Genomic DNA, 18,984 nt, shown 5'->3' with positions numbered 1-18,984 from the left:
TTTCCCACCCGAAGGGCAGGCTGGCCCCATGAACTCACTATCGAACTCGGGTGGAATCGTTGTTGGAGTGGACGGATCGGAATACTCGTCCAGCGCTCTGCTAGTAGCTGGGCGAATGGCGAAGCTGATGAATGAACCCATCGAGGTTATTTCCTGCATCAAGAAGTCCGACCAGCGCGCGGCGTCACGCTTTGAAACCGAACCCAATCGGTTCACCTCACAATTGAGCGAAAGTGTTGAATCGCTGGTTGAGGAAGCCTTGGACCGGGCCTTCGGTGCCTCCCGGCCGGACAACCTCTCGGTGTCTGTCAAATTCGACGGGGCAGCCGAAGCCCTGATCGAGGCAAGCCAAACGGCGCAACTGCTGGTGGTGGGGCGCAGGGGATCCGGGGGCTTCCTCAACCACCCGATGGGATCCGTCAGCAAGGCCTGCGCCGCACACGCCCATTGCCCAGTCCTGGTTGTGCCTCAGGACGAACCCACTCGACCTATCAAGGAGCACGACGATGGAAAGTGACGAGCGCCCAGGATCCACCCTCTCTGCAGAGGAGTCGTGGACCGTGCTGCAAAGAAACCAACATGGTCGCCTGGCGGTCAGCGTCATGGGCGATCCTGACATCTATCCGATCAATTTTCTTGCCCACGAGAGAAGGCTTCTCTTCAGGACCAATCCCGGGACCAAGCTGGCTGAGCTGACGGTGAACAACCGGGTGGCTTTTGAGGTGGACGAGATTGACGCAGGCGAGGCGCGAAGCGTTGTCGTTAAAGGAGTGGCCCGCGTGATCGACGCCCAGTCAGAGGTCGACAAGGTGGATCAGCTACCGCTCAAACCCTGGATTCCGACCCGGAAGTACACCTACGTTGAGGTGATTCCTACGAGTGTCCACGGTCGCTACTTCGAATTTGGGGAGGAACCGGACCGCTACTAGCGGCAGTGACGGCGGGCCGGCTGGTGCTGGCGGCCCGCCGCCCGCCGAGCGCCCGGAGCGCGTTAAGGATGGTTGCGAGATCCACCAACTCCTGCAGCAGCGCGCCAGCCACCGCGGGAACCATCCCCAGGGATGCAGCGATCATCAGGACGACACTGAGAACAATCCCCGTCCAGATACTGGCTTTAGCCACCCGGATGGTGTGCTGACCAATGTCGACGGCCGTAGCGACTCGTGACAGGTCGTCGAGCATCAGCACGACGTCGGCGGATTCGCTGGCGGCAGTGGAACCTTTGGCACCCATCGCGATGCCGACGTCGGCCGCAGCCAGCACCGGAGCATCGTTGACCCCGTCCCCGACCATCATCACCGGCCGCAACGACAGGGAGGCGACCTCATTCACCTTGTCGACCGGGAGACAATCGGCGATGAAGCGGGTGATTCCCGCTTCCGCGGCAATGTGTTCGGCCGTGGAGGAGGCGTCACCCGTCAGCAGAACAGTCTCTGAAACGCCCAACCGTCTGAGCGCGGCCAGGGTATCGACGGCGTTGGCACGCAAGGGGTCGCTCATGATCAGAGCCCCGGCGTAGATCCCGTCGACGCCGATGTAGATCCCCAACTGACCACTGACCAGGTCGACGCTTTCAAATCCGGAGGTCCGGGCGCGGACGAAGGCTGGCTTCCCCACAATCACCGTGTACCCGCCGCAATCGGCGCTCACTCCATCGGTGGCGTGTTCGCTCGCGTTTTCCGCCGGCAGAAGGGTCAGTCCGCGCGCCGATGCGGCTTCGATGACGGACCCCGCGAGGACGTGGGACGAATACTGCTCCGCCGAAGCGGCAAGCTGCAACAACCGATCCTCAGTGAGGGCGTCCCCGGTTCCCACCGCGATCTGGACCTGCAGGAGGGTGGGATGCCCGGACGTGAGCGTCCCGGTCTTATCGAACACGGCGGTCCGTACCCGGCTGAGCTGCTCCAGTGTCCCTGCGTTCTTGATGATAATCCCAGCATGGGCGGCCCGGCTGGTGCCGGCAAGGAACGCAACAGGGGCTGCGATCAGCAGCGGGCAAGGGGTTGCGACCACCAGCACCTGGGCAAAACGTGCTGGGTCCTGGCTGAGGAACCAGGCCACCCCAGCCAGGATAAACGCGAACACGGTGAACGGGACGGCGTATCGATCGGCCAGCCGGACCATCGGTGCCCGGCTTGCTGCCGCCTCCTGGACGAGGGCAACGATCTGGCTGTACTGGGAATTGGATGCGGTGGCGGTCGCCAACATGCGGACTGCATCGGCGCCATTCACGGTGCCACTGAGCAATCGGTCACCGTGTACCCGTTCCACGGGAAGACTTTCCCCTGTCAGGGCAGCCTCGTCGAAGGTACCGGCATCGGACGCCAGGGTGCCGTCGACTGGTACCGTCTCGGCGGGCCGGACGAGGAGGAAATCCCCTGGTACGACGTCCGCCACCGGGATGTCCTGCAGGGGAAGCCCCGGTGATTCGCGGTGCGCTGTGCGGGGGGAGCGATCGAGTAGCGCGCGTAACTCTTTCGTTGCCCGTCCGTGCGCGAAGTCTTCCAACGCCTCGCCCCCGGTCAGCATGAGGACGACGATCAGGGAAGCAATGTACTCGCCGACCGCCACTGTTGAGCCGATCGCTGCGACAGCGAGCAAATCGATGCCCAATCGACCGTGGAACAGTCCGCGGACCATCGTCACGGAGCGGAACACTGCAACGGCGAGGGCGTAGCTGCTCGCAGCCAGTTGTGCGGCAGCAGGCTGCGAGCTGATGAGGAGCACTGCCACGCCGACTCCGACAAGGAGGGTCGCGGACACCAACGGAAACCTGGTGATCAAGTTGATCGGCCCGGTGGGTTCGCGGCTCAGGGTCTGCTCCCGGTGGGGTTGAAAACGAGGGCTTTCAATCGGTTTCCTCCTTCAATCGTTCGAGTTTTGCGCGCAGGTCGTCGCTGAGAGGACTCCACCACATCAGGGGCGGGGTCACGGCGAAGCGGCGTCCGGTCAGGGATGTCGGGACGATGCGGATGAAATGGTCCTTCTGGCCTGCCTGCCAGGGGAAAAGCAGTAGCCCTACTGAGTCGAGGGTGTCTGGTGTGAGCTCGATGACTTCTGCCCGGCCTTTCACCACCACGCTCCAGGCGACATTCGCATCCACCAGAACGCCGTCGGCCTCGAGAGCGACGGGAGTGTCGCCTGCTGCTGCCTGGAGTTTGGTGCCTTCCCCGGTGCGGAACACCAGACTGCCGTGGTCCACCTTGTAGTTGACGGGGAAAATGTCGGGGTGATCCTCGACCCAGACCGCAAGCCGCCCCACTGAAGTACTCCGCAACAGGTCCCAACAAGCCTGCGATTGCAGAGTCTCGACCGACGGCAGGGATCGCTGGTTAGTCATGACAGTGACGATAGGGTCGCGGCGGTGGGATCAACAGGGCATAAAGGCCCCACCCCGAGAAACGGCTCGCTAACGGCTCGTCATAGACTGAAACTTTTCAGGTCCCCGGCGGCCAGGGGCTTCGTTTGAGCGTTCACCTGAATCCAGATCGGGGTAGCGTCCCCCGGTGCGGAGGAGATGTCGAGACGGCCTGGACTTAAATTGATCTGGAGCTGATGCCCCCGATACGAGATGCTGAAGGCTACTGCACCCAGCCCGGCGGGCATGCTCGGCTCAAACACCAGATGGTCACCGTTCAGTCGAAGTCCGGCGAAGCTGCGCTGCACGACATCGATCGTTCCGGCCATGGCGCCCAAATGGATGCCTGATTTGGTGGTCCCGTCTTGCGTGTCGTCCAGGTCGGCATCCAACGCCTCGCGGAAGCTGTCCCACGCCCGGTTGGGATCGGTCGACGCGAGCACCGAGGCGTGCACCACCCTGCTCAGGGTCGATCCGTGGGCGGTTCGGGCCAGGTAATAGTCGATGGTCCGAGCCAGCTGTTCCCGAGTCAGGGTGTAGCCGAGGTGGGCCAGCTGCGTGATCAGCCCCCCGTGACCGAGAAGATAGGGCAGCATGAGTACGTCGGCCTGTTTCGCTAGCTTGTAGCGGTCAACGGTGTCATCCTCGGCCTCAAGGATGAGATCAAGGCGTTCGATGTTGCCGTAGGTCTCGCGGTATCGCGCCCAGTCCAGCTCCGCCAGGGCGCTGTACCCATCGAACTGGCTGATGGTGCCGTCAGCCTCAAAAGGCACGTACATCGACCGTCCCATGCGTTCCCAGCGCGCCACCTCATCCGCGTTGATTCCCAGTCGCGCCTCCAGTTCGTCGAGCTCATGCCCAACGAAGGTCCGGTGGAGTGCTGCGGCCCGGACGAAGACCCAGGACGCCATCACATTGGTGTAGGCGTTGTCGTCCACGCCAGGATGGTCGCTACCCGGCCGTCGGGTGTGATACTCATCGGGTCCGGCCAGTCCCCGGAGATGGTGGCGGTCGGTGGCCGCCTCGTACTCCACCAGGGACGCGAAGTAACGACACACCCCCACGATCAGGTCTGCACCCTTGCTGAAGAGCCATGCACGATCGACTGTGGCCTCGTAGTACTGCCAGGCGTTGAAAGCGACCGCTAGCCCCACGTGCCGCTGCAGGTGGGAATTGTCGGCCATCCACCTGCCGGACCGGTGGTTGTACAACCAGCGGGGTGTCTCTTCGGTGCCGTCGCTTCCACTTTGCCAGGGGAACATTGCTCCGGTTCGGCCCTGGTCTGCTGCGGCTTGGCGGGCGGCGGGAAGCCGTCGCCAGCGGTAGTTGAGGAGGGCGCGTGCGACGTCGGGAGTTCTGAGTGTGAGAACCGGGAGCACGAAAAGCTCGTCCCAGAAAATCTGCCCACGGTAGCCTTCCCCGTGCAGGCCCCTGGCGGGGACCCCGGCGTCGAGTTCCATGGTGTGCGGTGTCAAGGTCTGGAGCAAATGGAACAGGTGCAGGTTCAGGACAAGGCGCACTTGCGTCGGCGCGTCGAGATCCACCCGGAAAGGACGGAGGAGGCGCTGCCAGGCGGCCCCGTGCGACGCAAGGAGCGCCTCGAAGTTCCTGCCCGAACGGGCGAGAATTGACTGAGCTTCGGTTCGCGGCGAGGAAATGGCCCGGTCCCGGGATGTCACCACGGCAACCACCTTTGTCAGGACTGTCGGTTCACCGTCCATCAAGGTCGATTCGTACAGTCGAAAATGATGCTGGCCGGTGCGCCCGGTGGTTCCCCGCGTTGTCTCCCCGGCGACTGCGGCCCTGAAGGCGACGGCGATGCGGATCCGGCTTTGCGTGGTTTCAGCTTCGGCAATGGTGTCGGCGCCGGCTTGCCCGTCGTCGTCGTCGGTGCAATCAAGGAGGTGCACCCGTGCACCAGCATTGGGGTCCGGGAGGTTTGTGTTTCGGGTCCCGGTATTGACCCCCGTGCGGAACGTGATGGTGCCATTCCAGCCCAAGGGGGTGACCCGGGTTTCGGTGGCGAGCAGGTGGCATTCGGCCATTGAGACGAACCTTTGCTGCTCGACCCGCAGGTGCCGGCCGGCAGCGGTCTCGAGGACAACCTGCCTTTCCAGGACCGCTCTCGCCAGATCCAGGGTTCGTAGCTCGCTGATGACCTGCAGACCTCCCGCCGACCACCAGTCGCCACTATCGACTCGAATGTCCAGCGAGAGACAATCCGGGGCATTGACCAGGTGTTCCTCGAGCACACGGCTCCCGCCAACCTGCTTCTCCAATCGGTTGAAGACGCCAGCCAGATACATCCCTGGGTAAGAAAATTCTCCGCCCTCCGGCGCTGCCCCTCTCACACCCAGATAGCCGTTGCCGAGGGTTGTCAGCGCTTCACGGTGGCCCTCATGATCGGAATTCATGCCCCGATACACCAGCTGCCAGGGGTCCCCGAGGACCACGCCAAGATCCAGCTGGCTCACGTCGTTGAGCACCACGTGCGCTCCAGCCTCTTCAAGCGTCCGGCGTGCCTTGAGCCGGTCGATGCCTACAACACGACCAAAGCCGCCGCGGCGGGCTGCCAATACACCGGCCACCGAATCCTCAATGACAACGGCACGTTCGGGTGATACCCCCAACCGGTGGGCGGCTTCAAGGAAGACTTCCGGTGCTGGCTTGCCGGGCAGGCCCAACTGCAGGGCAAGCGTCCCATCCACTACCACCTGGAAAGAGTCGGCCAACCCTGCAGCGGACAACACCGGCATGGCATTCCGGCTGGAGGTCACGATCGCAGCGGGCACGCCCTCATCCTGCATCGTCTTGAGCAGCCGACTGGTTCCCGGGTAGGCCTGCACACCGTCTGCAGCGAGCCGTTCCAGGTAGGCCCTGTTCTTGAGCGCCCCCAACCCATATGCGGTCCAGTCCCCCACGGCATCCGTGACCTGACCCAGGCCGAGGGGAATCCCGCGCGACGCCAGCAGGTCGATCAGTCCCGACTCCCGCGGTTTACCGTCAACGGTCCTGAAGTAGTCGTCCTGGGTAAAGGGGGAACGGTCAGCGTCGGACGGGCATCTCGGGTCATTGATGATTGCTTCGAAGACATCCTTCCAGGCCCGCTGATGAATGACCGCCGTGTTGGTGACCACGCCATCCAAATCAAAGATGACGGCGTCGAAGGGTGGCTGCGCTGCCGCAAGTGTCGGTGATCTGGTCATCAGCTAGATGTACCGGCGCCCGGGAACCGCAGGAAGTGCCTTTGTGCCCGAATAGAGCTGCGGCGACCAGGGCTGCGTGGACACCCACAATTCTTGGGACTTTCGACCCTATCGAGCGATATCGGTGCGCCAACACTCTTAGGCGAGAGCACAGGACGGCAGGACGCCGTTCGGCGGGAGGGAGTCTTTCCATGAACAGAGCAGGTTCAATCGCAATGCTCATCATCGGGATCATCCTGTCGATCATCGGCGCGTCGATGGCGGCCGGAGGAATCGCCGTCGCGTGGGTTGCCTCCGATCAGCGGGACGACGGTTATTTCACCTCCCCGACCGAACGCTACGCTGTCGCGTCCCATGCGCTTGTCTCGCCGCGTCTTGAGGCATTCGGCGAGGGTACAGCGGAACGCCTCCCGTTCGACGTCGGGACGCTCAGGTTGCGCGCCGCCGAACCGGACGCTGAAATTTTTATTGGCCTGGCACCACAGGATGAGGTCGACGAGTACCTCGCTGGGGTTAACCGCACCGAACTGCGGGACGTCGACTTCGATCCATTCCGTCCGGTCTACCGCAACATTTCGGGGTCAGCAGCACCAGCGGAACCAGGATCCCAGGATTTTTGGGCTGCCTCAGCATCAGGGCCGGGAGAGCAGGAACTCATCTGGGACATCGAGCCGGGCAACTGGACCGTCGTCGTGATGAATGCCGATGCTTCGCCTGGCTTCTCGGTCGATCTTCAGGCTGGCTTCCGGTCCGAACTGATTCGCCCTGCCGGCGCGATCGTCCTCATCATCGGCCTTGTAACCCTGGCCATCGGTCTGCCTCTCCTGGTTATCGGCGCCGTCGGGCTGGGACGCAACCAACCCGAAGCCGGCACCGTCGGCCCCGAAACCACGCCGCGTCGGGCTGCCCCGGTGACCGGACCGACTGCCGGAGTTGTTGCCGGACCGCCGTCGTACCCGGTGCACCTCGTTGCGCAACTCGATCCCGCACTGTCCCGTTGGATGTGGCTGGTGAAATGGTTCCTGGCCATTCCACATTTCTTCGTACTGTTTTTCCTCTGGTTCGCCTTCGCCGTGACCACCCTGGTGGCCTGGTTCGCGATCCTCTTCACCGGCCGCTACCCCCGCTCGCTCTTCAAATTCAACGTGGGGGTGCTGCGATGGAATTGGCGGGTGGCCTTCTACGCCTATGCAGCTGCCGGCACCGATAGGTATCCCCCGTTCACTCTGGGACGCACCGATTACCCAGCCGACATCGTGGTGGAGTATCCGGAGCGGCTATCCCGTGGTCTGGTGCTCATCAAGTCCTGGCTCCTTCTGATCCCACACTTGCTCATCGTGGCTGCGATTACCGGCTCAGCCACCTGGGGCTGGCAGGTGCAAAGTGGAGAGTATGACGCCACCGGCGGCCTGTCTTTGCTAGGGCTGCTGGTGTTGGTCGGGGTGGTGGCCATGCTCTTCACCGGCAACTACCCACGGCCTTTGTTCGCTTTCATCATCGGCTTGAACCGGTGGATCTACCGGGTTCTGGCCTACGGTTCCCTGATGCGTGATGAGTACCCGCCATTCCGCCTGGATCAGGACATCGAAACGTGACCGAGCCGACACGTGTCCCAGCGGTGATCCGGTCGCCGCAAGGCGCACTATGAGGCATGGAGAAATTGAACAAGGTGACGGCTGGCGCGTGGCGGTGGCTGCAGGCCAATCGTGACTGGTTGCCCGCAGTGGGAGTCCTCGCCTGCGTGGTGGCTTTCTGGGCTGTCGGGCTGGTGGGAGGACTGGCGATGCTGCGCGAGGCACAGTCCCCCATGGCTACCCTGATTGGGCTCTATTTCATGCTCGCCCTGATCGCGATCTCCATCACCGTTGCCGTCCTTGCAGCCTCCGATCTCACCCGCCGGATCGCTATCCGGAGGAAAAGGCAGCCCCGTTAAGTCACTGCACGGCGGCGGCTCAATCAGAACCCGCTGGACCTCATAGGCTGCGGGACCGGTAGACTAAAACGAAGGTGAGCCGGGAAGTCTGGTCGGCATTATCTTTGTTGACCCCAATCCAGGAGCTTTACTTATGGCAGACCCCACCACCGAGCCCAAACCAAAATCAGGGTTGCTCGGCCGCGGCACATACTCAGAATCACTCAGAGTCGGCGAGATCCTCCGTAAGGAAACCGTTGGCGGCATCCTGCTCGTGATCACTGCCACCGCAGCAATCATCTGGGCCAACTCCCCCGCGGCCGATAGCTACTTCGCGTTGCGGGACTTCACCTTCGGGTACGAGCCGTGGCATCTGGAACTGAGCCTCGGTGCCTGGGCGGCTGACGGCCTGCTGGCTGTCTTCTTCTTTCTTGTTGGTCTCGAACTGAAACGGGAATTTGTAGCAGGGGATCTGCGTAACCCACGCAAGGCTATAGTCCCGGTTGCTGCAGCAGTCGGCGGCGTCGTCGTCCCGGCCCTGGTGTATGTCGGCATCAACATCTTCAGCCCAGACACCCTCCGCGGGTGGGCCATTCCCACCGCCACCGACATCGCCTTCGCCGTCGCAGTGCTGGCCATTGTGGGATCACATCTGCCCAGCGCGCTCAGGATTTTCCTGTTGACGCTCGCTGTAGTTGACGATCTGATCGCCATTTCCATTATTGCCATCTTCTATTCGGACGATATCCAGGTCACCCCCCTGCTTCTGGCCCTCATCCCGCTGGTGCTTTACGCGGTGCTGGCGCAGAAGTATCGGGAGTTTTTTCACCTGAAATCGTCCGCTGCCTGGTTCATCCTGCTGCCCATCGGCTTTGTCGTCTGGGCCCTCGTGCACGCCGGTGGTATCCACGCGACAGTCGCTGGGGTTCTCCTCGGGTTTACCGTCCCCGTGCTGCATCGAAAGGCCACCGCGGGACCTGATGCGGGGCCGGGCCTGGCGGAGCTGTTCGAACACCGGATCCGGCCACTATCCGCAGGGTTCGCCGTCCCCGTCTTCGCTTTCTTCTCTGCAGGTGTCACCATCGGCGGCTGGAGTGGGTTTGTTTCAGCGGTGACCGATCCGGTGGCGCTCGGGATCATTCTTGGCCTGGTGATCGGCAAGCCCATCGGCATTGTCGGGACCACCTGGCTGCTCACCAAACTCACCAGGGTCAACCTCGACCCTGCCCTGCGTTGGGTGGACCTGATCGGTGTGGCGCTGCTGGCGGGAATTGGCTTCACGGTCTCCCTCCTGATTGCCGATCTGAGTTTCACCCCAGACGGCTCTACCAATGATCACGCCAAGGTCGGCATCCTCACGGCGTCCATTGTTGCGGCGCTAATTGCGTCAGTCATCCTGCGAGCACGTAACAAGCGGTACAAGGCGATTGAGGCTGAGGAAAACGTCGACGACGACGGCGACGGAATCCCTGATGTTTACCAGGACAACCCAGCAAATGAAACAGTGACAGCACCTGCAGCGGAAGATGCTGCGCCCGGCACCGACCGGAGCGGGCAACCACCCAGCAAGAACCGGGACGCATAACCCGGGGCGAACCATGCGATAAGGCGATTTCCGTGGCACGGAGATCGCCTTATCGCTTTAATCGGCAGGACCCGGGGTGCCGCAGCCGCCAGCCTTGCACGCCTGTGGCGAGTTGGACCCTGTCTTACCCGCCAGCTCTGTCCATTGGTTTGAGTTCATTCACCGCTGCTGCCCGCCCACTGTGGGAGCTTCATGGCCAGTGCGCGGGGTGGAAATCCAGGGCATAGGGCGGTACTTCCAGCGCCCGGTCATCGTTTGAGCGCCCCGTCTTCGTCGACCCGGTAAGGTCTGTTGGCTCGTCGGTGTTGCTGGGCGTAGCGGAGCTAGGACTGTGATCCATGTTTCCCCCATGGTGAACGTCGACGGAGGATACCGTCGCAGTACAAAAAGTATGCCATTCGCCTCGGACATTTCAGCGGATGGCCCGCGGAAAACCTTCCAGAATCGACCAGCTCGCAACTCCTTGCGCCCAAGACAGCGACGACGGTGACACGGTGCAACCTCCAGAACGCCACTAACACTGACCCGGGTGGTGGTTCGCCACAAGTAATGTATCGACTCGCTGCAGACTCATGGACCAATCGGTATTACTGTGTTCCTAATCGTCACCGATCCACCACGAAAGAGGCACCCATGGGCAAAGCACCATCTACACCGACGGAGACTTCGCTCCTGAAAGTTCTCGGCAACTGGGACGCTTTGGCACTGGGCTTCGGTGCCATGATCGGGTTCGGCTGGGTAGTGCTGACCGGGGGCTGGATTGCCGACGCCGGCACCATGGGCGCCACCCTCGCCATGATCACGGGTGGTGTAATCATGGCCGTCGTCGGGTTGACCTACGCCGAACTCACCGCGGCGATGCCCAAAGCAGGCGGTGAGCACAACTTCCTCCTGCGAGGCATGGGTCCGCGCTGGTCCTTCATCGGGTCCTGGGCCATCACCGGCGGCTACGTCACCATTGTGGCGTTTGAAGCGGTGGCGCTCCCCCGCACCGCTCTCTACCTCTTCCCTGATCTGAATCAGGTGCCGCTGTGGGAAATCGCCGGTAGCCAGGTGCATCTCACCTGGGCCCTGGTCGGCGCCATCGCCGCCGTCGTCATTACCGGTGTCAATATCCGGGGAGTGAAGCTGGCAGGTGTGGCCCAGACCTTCGTCGTGCTGCTGCTGCTGATCATCGGCTTGATGCTGATATTCGGCTCCTTTACCGGTGGATCAACCGACAACATGGAGCCCTTCTTCACCGGAGGGATGGGCGGATACTTCGCCGTACTGGTAGTGGTGCCGTTCCTGTTTGTGGGCTTCGACGTCATCCCGCAGTCTGCGGAGGAAGTGAACATTCCACCGCGACAGATCGGCCGTCTGGTGGTTATCGCAGTGGTTCTCGCAACCATTTGGTACGTGATGACGGTTCTCACCACGTCCTCGGCAATGCCTGCCAACGAGATCGCTCAGGCTGATATCGCGACGGCGGATGCGATGGGTGCACTATTTGGTACAGATGTGATGGCGAAGATCCTGATTGCCGGCGGTATCGCCGGGATCCTGACATCCTGGAACTCGCTGCTGTTGGGCGCGTCACGACTGATGTATTCGATGGCCCGGTCCGGCATGCTCCCACGATGGTTTGGCGTACTGCACCCGAAATACCGCACGCCTGTCAACGCTTTGCTTTTCATCGGCGGCTTGTCGTTCATCGCGCCGTTCTTCGGTGAGGCGATGCTGGTCTGGCTCGTGGACTCTGGCGCCCCCAGCATTGTGATCGCCTACCTTCTGGTGGCAATCGTGTTCATCATTCTGCGCCGCAAGGAACCAGCCATGGACCGGCCCCTGCGGATCGGTGGTGCAGGCAATGGTGGAGTCATTATCGGCTTCTCCGCGGTGGTGCTCTGCGTAGGCCTGCTGAGCCTGTACCTCCCGGGTATGCCCGCGGCCCTCACTCCCCCGCCGTGGATCCTGTTTGGGTTCTGGTGGGTCCTTGGCCTGTTCTTCCTGTTCCGGATCCCGACCGGCGTCAAGCCCGGAGCCGACGCCGAAGAGGACCTCCTGGCAAAGCTCGGCCGGAAGGGCCGGTAGCCCAGGGGTGATCCGCCTGCCGACGAACGGGTAGGCGGATCACCCCGCATGGTGTTGCTTTCGGCTACTGACCTCTGCACGAACGAAATCAGGGCGTTGTTCCACTCGTCCGGATGGCTGACGTTGCAGCCATCCGGCGCACCCTTGTCGCAGAAACTTTCCTCATCTTTCGTCAAGTCTTGGGTCATCCCGGCCGCGACGTCCTTGGTCAACGGCCCATCGGGATTCTCGTCGGTCTGCATGAGGTATTGAGTTACCGTCGTAGGTGATGACTCGATACCCTGCCTCCTGGAGCGTCGGAACCTGAGCTTTGAGTCGACCTAGAGCGACTCAGCCCTGGACTGGGTCACCCACATCTCCACGGTCTACACTGAGCCTCACTGTTGACGACGATACTGTTGACGACGATGCGACGCTTCGGTACCGCACAAGAGGTCCAAAGTCCGCTTCCCCACTGGACGGCCCGCCCCAATTATGGGGAGGATAAGACTGTGCCGGGTGGGTCCGTCGAGACTAGAATAGGGGCTGGCGCCAGTTCAATCCGTTCGTCGTTCCTTTGGCTAGGAGAACGACCCGGGGAAGGGTGGAGAAGATGTCCTTTGGGGCTCTTTGGGGTGAAGAGTGTGCGGGCGATGGCTAACGGAAACGTGGCCGAGCTGGAACAGTTAGGTTCCAACGTCTGTGCGTCCTATCTGGACGCGCTGCCGGTGACCGGAGCCGCGTTATCTGCGCTCGGCGGGTCCCTTCAAGAAACAACGCTGTGCGCTACTGACACCCTTTCAGGGGAACTGGATGAATTGCAGTTCGACCTGGGGGAAGGTCCACGGTGGGCGGCTATCCGGTCTCGGACACCAATATTGATACCCCAGGTGCGTCGCGCATCCCACGAGAATTGGCCCGTGTTTGGGAAGGCTCTCCTGGCGACGGACGCGCAGGCGCTCTTCGTCTTCCCGTTGGTCGTTGGTGCCATGAACATTGGCGTGGTTGAACTCTATAGTTTTGACCCCGGACCTCTCAGCAATAGCGATCTCACTGTGGCAAGCTCGCTCAGCGACAGGGCGGCGTGGTCCCTGCTGCGCAGCATACTGACGCTTGAGTCCGCCGGTGACTCAGTCCAGGCCGGCTCGTTGCTCTCACGACGTGAGATACATCAGGCAACCGGCATGGTGTTGGCGCAAACCGGCGGGTCGGCTGCCGATGCGCTGATGATGCTGCGAGCCCACGCGTTTGCCAGCGGATCCACGCTTCGCGCAACCTGCGACTCCGTGCTGAGCAGGCAACTGGATTTCAGTTTGCAAATAGGGTGAGCAATTAACGCCAGATTTGTTAGCATGTGCCCATGGAAATCGAGACCCGCTCGATTCGGGTCAGTGCAGCGTTCGTCAAGATTGCGGACACGCTCGTGGGTGACTATGACGTGTTGGAGCTGCTGCATACTCTCGTTGAAGAGTCTGTTGAATTGCTCGACGCCGCCGCCGCCGGGCTAATGCTGGCTGGCCCGGACGGCGTCCTGCAGGTGCTCGCGTCAACCAGCGAGGAGAGCCAACTGGTCGAGGCGCTGCAACAGGAATCTGGAGCAAGGCCGTGCGTTGACTGCTATGTCACCGGGGTACCCGTGACCGTCCGTGACATCGCCGGGACTGAAGATCGGTGGCCAGACTTCAGGAGGGCCGCCGCGACCCAGGGGTTCCGTTCGGTCCATGCCTTCCCAATGAGGTTGCAGGGGCGGACTATTGGCGCGATGAACCTGTTTCGGACTGAAACCGGGGAGCTGTCCGACGAAGACGTTGCGATTGGGCAGGCCTTGGCTGACGTGTCCACCATCAGCATCCTGCAGAAAAAGACGGCGTCAGAATCCGCCGTCGTCAATCAGCAACTGCAGGACGCCCTGAACAGTCGGATCGTCATTGAGCAGGCCAAGGGCATGATTGCCCACATCGATGACATTGGCACTAACGAGGCATTCCGTCGACTTCGTAACCACGCCCGCTCGAACAATAAGAATCTGCGGGAGACGGCGCAAGCTGTACTGAACCGCTCTCTCACTGTCTAGTGTCGGATTCCAGGATTTCCCGCCGTTCCTGTCGGACACATCAGGTGTGAGCGGAGTGTACTGGGTGTTGCACGTCGACCTCGATCAGTTCATCGCGGCGGTCGAAGTGTTGCGTCGCCCGGAACTCGCAGGCAAACCGATCATCGTCGGGGGTAGGGGCGATCCGGCGGAACGAGCCGTGGTGTCGACCGCATCCTACGAAGCCAGGGCATTCGGCGTCGGATCGGGGATGCCCCTCCGCGTTGCCGCCAGGAAAGCACCCCAGGCGGTCATTCTGCCCGTCGACCAGGCAGCCTATCTTGCTGCGTCTGAAACGGTGATGACCACCCTGCGGGGCCAATCGGGTGCCACAGTGCAGGTGCTGGGCTGGGATGAAGCCTTTGTTGGTATTGAGACCGACGATCCAGAAGCCTACACCCGTCGGCTGCAAGCCGCTGTATTGGATCAAACTCGGCTCCGTTGCAGCGTCGGCATCGGGGACACACTGGTTCGAGCCAAGGTCGCCACCGGTTTCGGTAAACCGGCGGGCGTCTTCCGTCTCACCGCGAAAAATTGGCTCGACGTCATGGGAACTCGACCGACGAAGGACCTTTGGGGCGTTGGCACCAAAGTCTCCGGCCGGCTGGCCAAACTCGGTATCACCACCGTGGCCGAACTTGGTGCGTCCGACCCCGAAGGTCTCGTCCCGGAGTTTGGTCCAAAAATGGGGCCCTGGTACGCGGAGCTTGGACGCGGGGACGGCACCAGCGTTGTGGATGACACTCCCTGGGTTGCCCGAGGACACAGCCGCGAAACCACCTTCCAACAGGACCTAACCGACCCCGTTCACATTAATGACGCCGTGCAGGAGCTCGCGCTGCGGGTCATGACAGAGGTATCGGCATCGGCCGAGGGACGGCCAGTTGTTGGCCTCACCCTCAAGGTGAGGTACGCACCGTTCTTCACCAAGACCCACGCACGGAGGATCTCTGCGACATCAGATCGAAACGAGATACTTGCGCGTACAGCGGATCTCGCAAGCGGGATCGAGGCGGGTCGTCCCATTCGACTTCTTGGTCTGCGAGCAGAAATGGCAATGCCCGACGACGCCCGCAAGGGTCACACGCCCACACGAGGCGGCTGGTGAGTGGCATCCCCCAGGGGAGGCTTCAGCGCGTTCGATAGCGGGCGTAGATGAGCCCAGTGGAGAACGCACGTTCCTGAACCAACTCCAGGTCCAGTCGCACACCGGTGGGAAAGAACCGTTTGCCGCCGCCCACCACGCTGGTGGTGATGAACAGGTGATACTCATCCACCAGGCCAGCCGCAATGGCCTGGGCCGCGAGGTTTGGACCATCAACGCTGAGGTCGTGATCAGACTCGGCCTTGAGCCTGCGCACCATCTCCGGATCGAAGGTTCTCTGGATCCGGGTCTTTGTGCTGGACACCGACTCTAGTGTTGTGGAGTAAACGACCTTCTCTGCGGCCTGCCAGTCGCGGGCGTACTGCACTATATGCGGCGGCACATCCGGCTCTGCGTGTGCTGTCTCCCAGAAGACCATCGTCTCGTACATCCGCCGGCCGTAGAGGAAGGTGCGGACGGGGCGGAAGATATCCCCGATAAAAGTATGCACTTCCTGATCTTCTGCTCCTCGGCCAATGTCGCCCTTCGCTGCCTCTGCGTAACCGTCAAGCGATGTGATCATTGAGTAGATGAGCTTTGCCATCAGTCTCCTTCGCATCCGAATAGGTCTGCGCCAATCATAGGACTCCCGGTGCCCCAGAAAAGGGCACCAGGTGGGCCAATTATGGGTCCCGTTTCTGGCTGAAGCCACCGATGATGGGCCGCCACCACTGTGCAGCCGGGTTGGAGTCGATCAGGACTGTGCGGACTAGCAGGGTGAGCGGGATCGCCAGAATTGCCCCGATTGGGCCGATGACCACCGCCCAGAACAGAACGGAGACAAAGGTGACGGTCTGGCTGAGGGCGACCGCATTCCCCACGATCCTGGGTTGGATTATCGATTGCACAACGAGGTTGATCACTCCGTAGACGACGACGACCGCGACGACGGTACTCCACCCACCAACGAAAAAGCCGAACACCAGCGGAGGAATGATTGCGATGAAGTAGCCGATGTTCGGGATGAAGCTGCAGATGAACGCCAGTAGACCCCAAAGAAAAGCGCCCGGCACACCGAGCAGCAAAAGTGCCAACCAGTTGAGAACCCCCTGGGCGATCCCCAGACCGGTGGTGGCGACCATATACTTCCGCACACCGATCGCAAAGGACTGCAGAGCCTCAACCACAGCGGGGTGTTCCGGCTCCAATTCACTGAGGACTTTCGGGATAGATGTCGCGTCCATAGCCATCAGGATGAGCGTGGTGAGGATGATGACAAGTGCGAAGGCCATGCCCGTGACCGAACCGAGGATGCCACCGATAACGGCGACGATTCTTCCCGAATCCAGATTTGAAACGGCCGCCTGGATCTGTTGTTGATCGAGCCCGGTCGCAGCCAGCATGTTGGCGATCGTTTGACCGATCTCCTCGATCTGCGAAGCGTACTGTGGCAGGAGGGCTGCGAACTGCGCGAACGCCACCACGAGCGCCGCTACGAATGCGGCAAGCAGAGCAAAGACCGCTGCAATGACGGTGCCGGTGGCGACCCCCTGGGGTGTTCCATGGCGTTCAAGCGTGAGTCGCAGCGGATGCGCACAAATTGTGAGGATCAGCGCCAGAAATACTGGGGCAAAGAACCCCTGAATGGCGGAGATGCCGAACACCGTGACCGTGGCCCCACCCAGCCCGGCGAGAATGGCCGCCGACCTGTACGACCGAGCGGATACCTCACCGGCCCGTGGTTCGGAGCGAATTTCGGTCGGTTCAGCGACAGCGAGACCGGGATCGGGCCGAATTCTTCTACGCCACCACACCATTCCGCCCTCCGGCTCCGTTGGTTTGGCCAGTATCGCTCGGGCAAATCGCTTGAGCATCACCCGATGCGGGCGATCTAGATGTTGTTGGCAGTATCCACACGGATACCAGAAAACAGCTCTGTCAACCTTTGGCCCCGCACCTGGGGTGAGCCTGTTCTGAATCAAGTGTGCATGTGTGTGCACTTAATGCTATATCTAGATGAGACAGGTCTTCAGTGCAGGTTTGATGGACAGGATTCGCATGCTTGAGGTTCTCCGGGTTGTCGCCTATCGGAGGCTGTTCACGGCACAGATTCTTGCACTCTTAGGCACGGGTTTGCTGACTGTGGCACTAGGCCTGTTGGCTTTTGATCTGGCCGGCGGGAAGGCCGGTGCGGTGTTGGGCACCGCGTTGACTATCAAAATGCTGGCCTACGTTTTCGTCGCTCCGATAATGGCTGCCCTGGTTCAGCGGTTACCCCGCAAAACGGTTCTTGTCGCGGCGGATCTGATGCGCGCGGCCATCGCACTCGCATTACCCTTCATTGACCAGGTCTGGCAGATTTATGTGCTGGTATTCCTCCTGCAATCCGCATCCGCCACGTTCACTCCGGCATTTCAGGCTCTCATACCGGTGATTCTGCCGAAGGAGAAAGATTACACCCGAGCCCTGTCGCTCTCTCGTTTGGCCTACGATCTGGAGTCGCTGCTTAGCCCGCTGATCGCAGCGGTGTTGTTGACGGTCATGAGCTACCACAACCTGTTCGTCGGGACGATGGCCGGATTCTTGCTCTCCGCGATAATTGTGCTTACCACCGCGCTGCCGCGGATACCGGCATTGGATCGAACCGGATCTCTACTACACCGGACCACTTTGGGTACGCGAATATTCCTCGGCAACCCGTCCCTCCGGGGCTTGATGGCTTTGAACCTTGTGGTGGCCTCCGGGACGGCTTTGGTGCTGGTCAATACCGTCGTCTACGCCCTGGACGTATTTGGTGGGTCCACTACTGATCTGGCTGTGGCCCTCGCCTGCTATGGCGCTGGCTCAATGGTCGTTGCGCTAGCCGCTCCACGGATCCTTGAGCGGGTGACGGACCGCACCATGATGGTTCGGGGCGGCGTTATTCTGGCGCTCGCGATCGCCGCGGCCGCGGTGATCGCCTGGACCGAACAATCCTGGCTGTTACTTCTCGCTCTGTGGATGGTACTGGGCGCGGGCACCTCAATGATCAATACGCCGTCGGCGCGGCTGCTCCGGCGCGCCGCCACCGACCGCACCCGTAGTTACCTCTTCACCGCACAGTTCTCCCTGTCACACGCCTGCTTCATCGTCACCTACCCGATCGCAGGTTGGGTTGGTGCGGGGTGGGGACAACCGGCCGCGGCAGTAGTCCTTTCTGCTCTCGCCACGCTGGGGACGGTGGCCGCGTTGCGGTTGTGGCCCGATGACCAGCACCCATGTCCGCCTAAGGTTTCGGTTAGACAGCAGGCCCGGTAACGTGATCAATCATGAAAGCGGCCCCGCGCCGAGCCTGCATCACCCTGGCGCCCCCGACAACGTCCGCCTCGAGGCTGGCGCAGCGGTGTTCAGGATGCTCGCCGATCCGACCCGGCTGCATCTCCTGTGGATCCTCGCCCAGGCCCCGAACGACGTCAGTTCACTCGTCGACCAGACTGGCGCATCACGGACATCTGTGAGCCAGCACCTGGCGAAACTGCGGTTTTCCGGTCTGGTGACCACCCGCAAGGAGAGCCGCAACGTGGTGTACAGCATCGTCGATGGACACCTGGCCCGGCTCGTGCAGGAGGGTCTCAATCTTGCTGACCACCGGGTCACCGGCGAGCCCACCCACGGCTGAGGCCCTCTCCCCCGGATCGATTAGCGCGGCCGACCAG

The 18,984-nt window shown here is 61.8% G+C and carries 16 protein-coding genes; 11 read left to right on the top strand and 5 right to left on the bottom strand.

From position 1 onward, the window contains the following. Positions 1-28 precede the first annotated feature (28 nt). Positions 29-517, top strand: coding sequence for a universal stress protein (locus DDA93_RS11390; protein WP_116778859.1), 489 nt, complete (start codon positions 29-31; stop codon positions 515-517). After that, positions 507-929, top strand: coding sequence for a pyridoxamine 5'-phosphate oxidase family protein (locus DDA93_RS11385; protein ID WP_019481418.1), 423 nt, complete (start codon positions 507-509; stop codon positions 927-929). Before DDA93_RS11390 ends, DDA93_RS11385 begins: the two co-directional genes overlap by 11 nt. Here DDA93_RS11385 and DDA93_RS11380 read toward each other — a convergent pair. The 3 genes from DDA93_RS11380 to DDA93_RS11370 form a co-directional block, all read right to left on the bottom strand. Continuing rightward, positions 874-2,763: a heavy metal translocating P-type ATPase gene (locus DDA93_RS11380; protein WP_347693569.1), complete on the bottom strand. Its 1,890-nt coding sequence runs from the start codon at positions 2,761-2,763 to the stop codon at positions 874-876. The two genes, DDA93_RS11385 and DDA93_RS11380, sit on opposite strands and share 56 nt — an antisense overlap. Before the next feature lie 85 nt (positions 2,764-2,848). After that, complete coding sequence (locus tag DDA93_RS11375) at positions 2,849-3,340, bottom strand: pyridoxamine 5'-phosphate oxidase family protein (RefSeq protein ID WP_026040887.1); 492 nt, start codon at positions 3,338-3,340, stop codon at positions 2,849-2,851. Between the two features lie 80 nt (positions 3,341-3,420). After that, positions 3,421-6,564, bottom strand: a complete 3,144-nt coding sequence (locus DDA93_RS11370) for an HAD-IA family hydrolase (RefSeq protein ID WP_116778857.1) — start codon at positions 6,562-6,564, stop codon at positions 3,421-3,423. Between the two features lie 191 nt (positions 6,565-6,755). Between DDA93_RS11370 and DDA93_RS11365 the strand changes: the two genes are divergently transcribed. From DDA93_RS11365 to DDA93_RS11330, 7 genes are all read left to right on the top strand, one after another. Beyond that, positions 6,756-8,159 (top strand): DUF4389 domain-containing protein, encoded by a 1,404-nt coding sequence (locus DDA93_RS11365; protein ID WP_116778856.1) that lies wholly within the window; start codon positions 6,756-6,758, stop codon positions 8,157-8,159. Between the two features lie 56 nt (positions 8,160-8,215). Then, on the top strand, positions 8,216-8,497 hold the full coding sequence (locus DDA93_RS11360; RefSeq protein ID WP_116778855.1) for a hypothetical protein: 282 nt from the start codon (positions 8,216-8,218) through the stop codon (positions 8,495-8,497). 133 nt (positions 8,498-8,630) lie between these two features. Then, the gene (gene nhaA, locus DDA93_RS11355) at positions 8,631-10,061 is read left to right on the top strand and encodes a Na+/H+ antiporter NhaA (protein ID WP_116778854.1); all 1,431 of its coding nucleotides are present in this window, start codon (positions 8,631-8,633) and stop codon (positions 10,059-10,061) included. A 633-nt stretch (positions 10,062-10,694) separates the two neighbouring features. Beyond that, the gene (locus DDA93_RS11350; protein WP_116778853.1) at positions 10,695-12,134 is read left to right on the top strand and encodes an APC family permease; all 1,440 of its coding nucleotides are present in this window, start codon (positions 10,695-10,697) and stop codon (positions 12,132-12,134) included. 632 nt (positions 12,135-12,766) lie between these two features. Then, positions 12,767-13,441: a GAF and ANTAR domain-containing protein gene (locus DDA93_RS11340; RefSeq protein WP_243400607.1), complete on the top strand. Its 675-nt coding sequence runs from the start codon at positions 12,767-12,769 to the stop codon at positions 13,439-13,441. 32 nt (positions 13,442-13,473) lie between these two features. After that, positions 13,474-14,187, top strand: a complete 714-nt coding sequence (locus DDA93_RS11335; RefSeq protein WP_116778851.1) for a GAF and ANTAR domain-containing protein — start codon at positions 13,474-13,476, stop codon at positions 14,185-14,187. A 64-nt stretch (positions 14,188-14,251) separates the two neighbouring features. Continuing rightward, positions 14,252-15,313 (top strand): DNA polymerase IV, encoded by a 1,062-nt coding sequence (locus tag DDA93_RS11330; protein ID WP_116778872.1) that lies wholly within the window; start codon positions 14,252-14,254, stop codon positions 15,311-15,313. Positions 15,314-15,335: 22 nt separating this feature from the next. Here the strand turns inward: DDA93_RS11330 and DDA93_RS11325 are convergent, their stop codons facing one another. Both DDA93_RS11325 and DDA93_RS11320 read right to left on the bottom strand, forming a co-directional pair. Further along, the gene (locus DDA93_RS11325; RefSeq protein ID WP_116778850.1) at positions 15,336-15,893 is read right to left on the bottom strand and encodes a dihydrofolate reductase family protein; all 558 of its coding nucleotides are present in this window, start codon (positions 15,891-15,893) and stop codon (positions 15,336-15,338) included. A gap of 79 nt (positions 15,894-15,972) precedes the next feature. Beyond that, positions 15,973-17,163: an AI-2E family transporter gene (locus DDA93_RS11320; protein ID WP_243400606.1), complete on the bottom strand. Its 1,191-nt coding sequence runs from the start codon at positions 17,161-17,163 to the stop codon at positions 15,973-15,975. Between the two features lie 184 nt (positions 17,164-17,347). Here DDA93_RS11320 and DDA93_RS11315 point away from each other — a divergent pair, with 184 nt between their 5' ends. Both DDA93_RS11315 and DDA93_RS11310 read left to right on the top strand, forming a co-directional pair. After that, positions 17,348-18,586, top strand: coding sequence for an MFS transporter (locus DDA93_RS11315; RefSeq protein WP_116778848.1), 1,239 nt, complete (start codon positions 17,348-17,350; stop codon positions 18,584-18,586). A gap of 1 nt (position 18,587) precedes the next feature. After that, positions 18,588-18,947, top strand: a complete 360-nt coding sequence (locus tag DDA93_RS11310) for a metalloregulator ArsR/SmtB family transcription factor (protein ID WP_116778847.1) — start codon at positions 18,588-18,590, stop codon at positions 18,945-18,947. Positions 18,948-18,984 lie beyond the last annotated feature (37 nt).

The organism is Arthrobacter sp. Bz4, from assembly GCF_003075455.1.
Lineage (GTDB): Bacteria > Actinomycetota > Actinomycetes > Actinomycetales > Micrococcaceae > Arthrobacter_D.
This window is presented reverse-complemented; position numbering and strand designations above follow the sequence as displayed.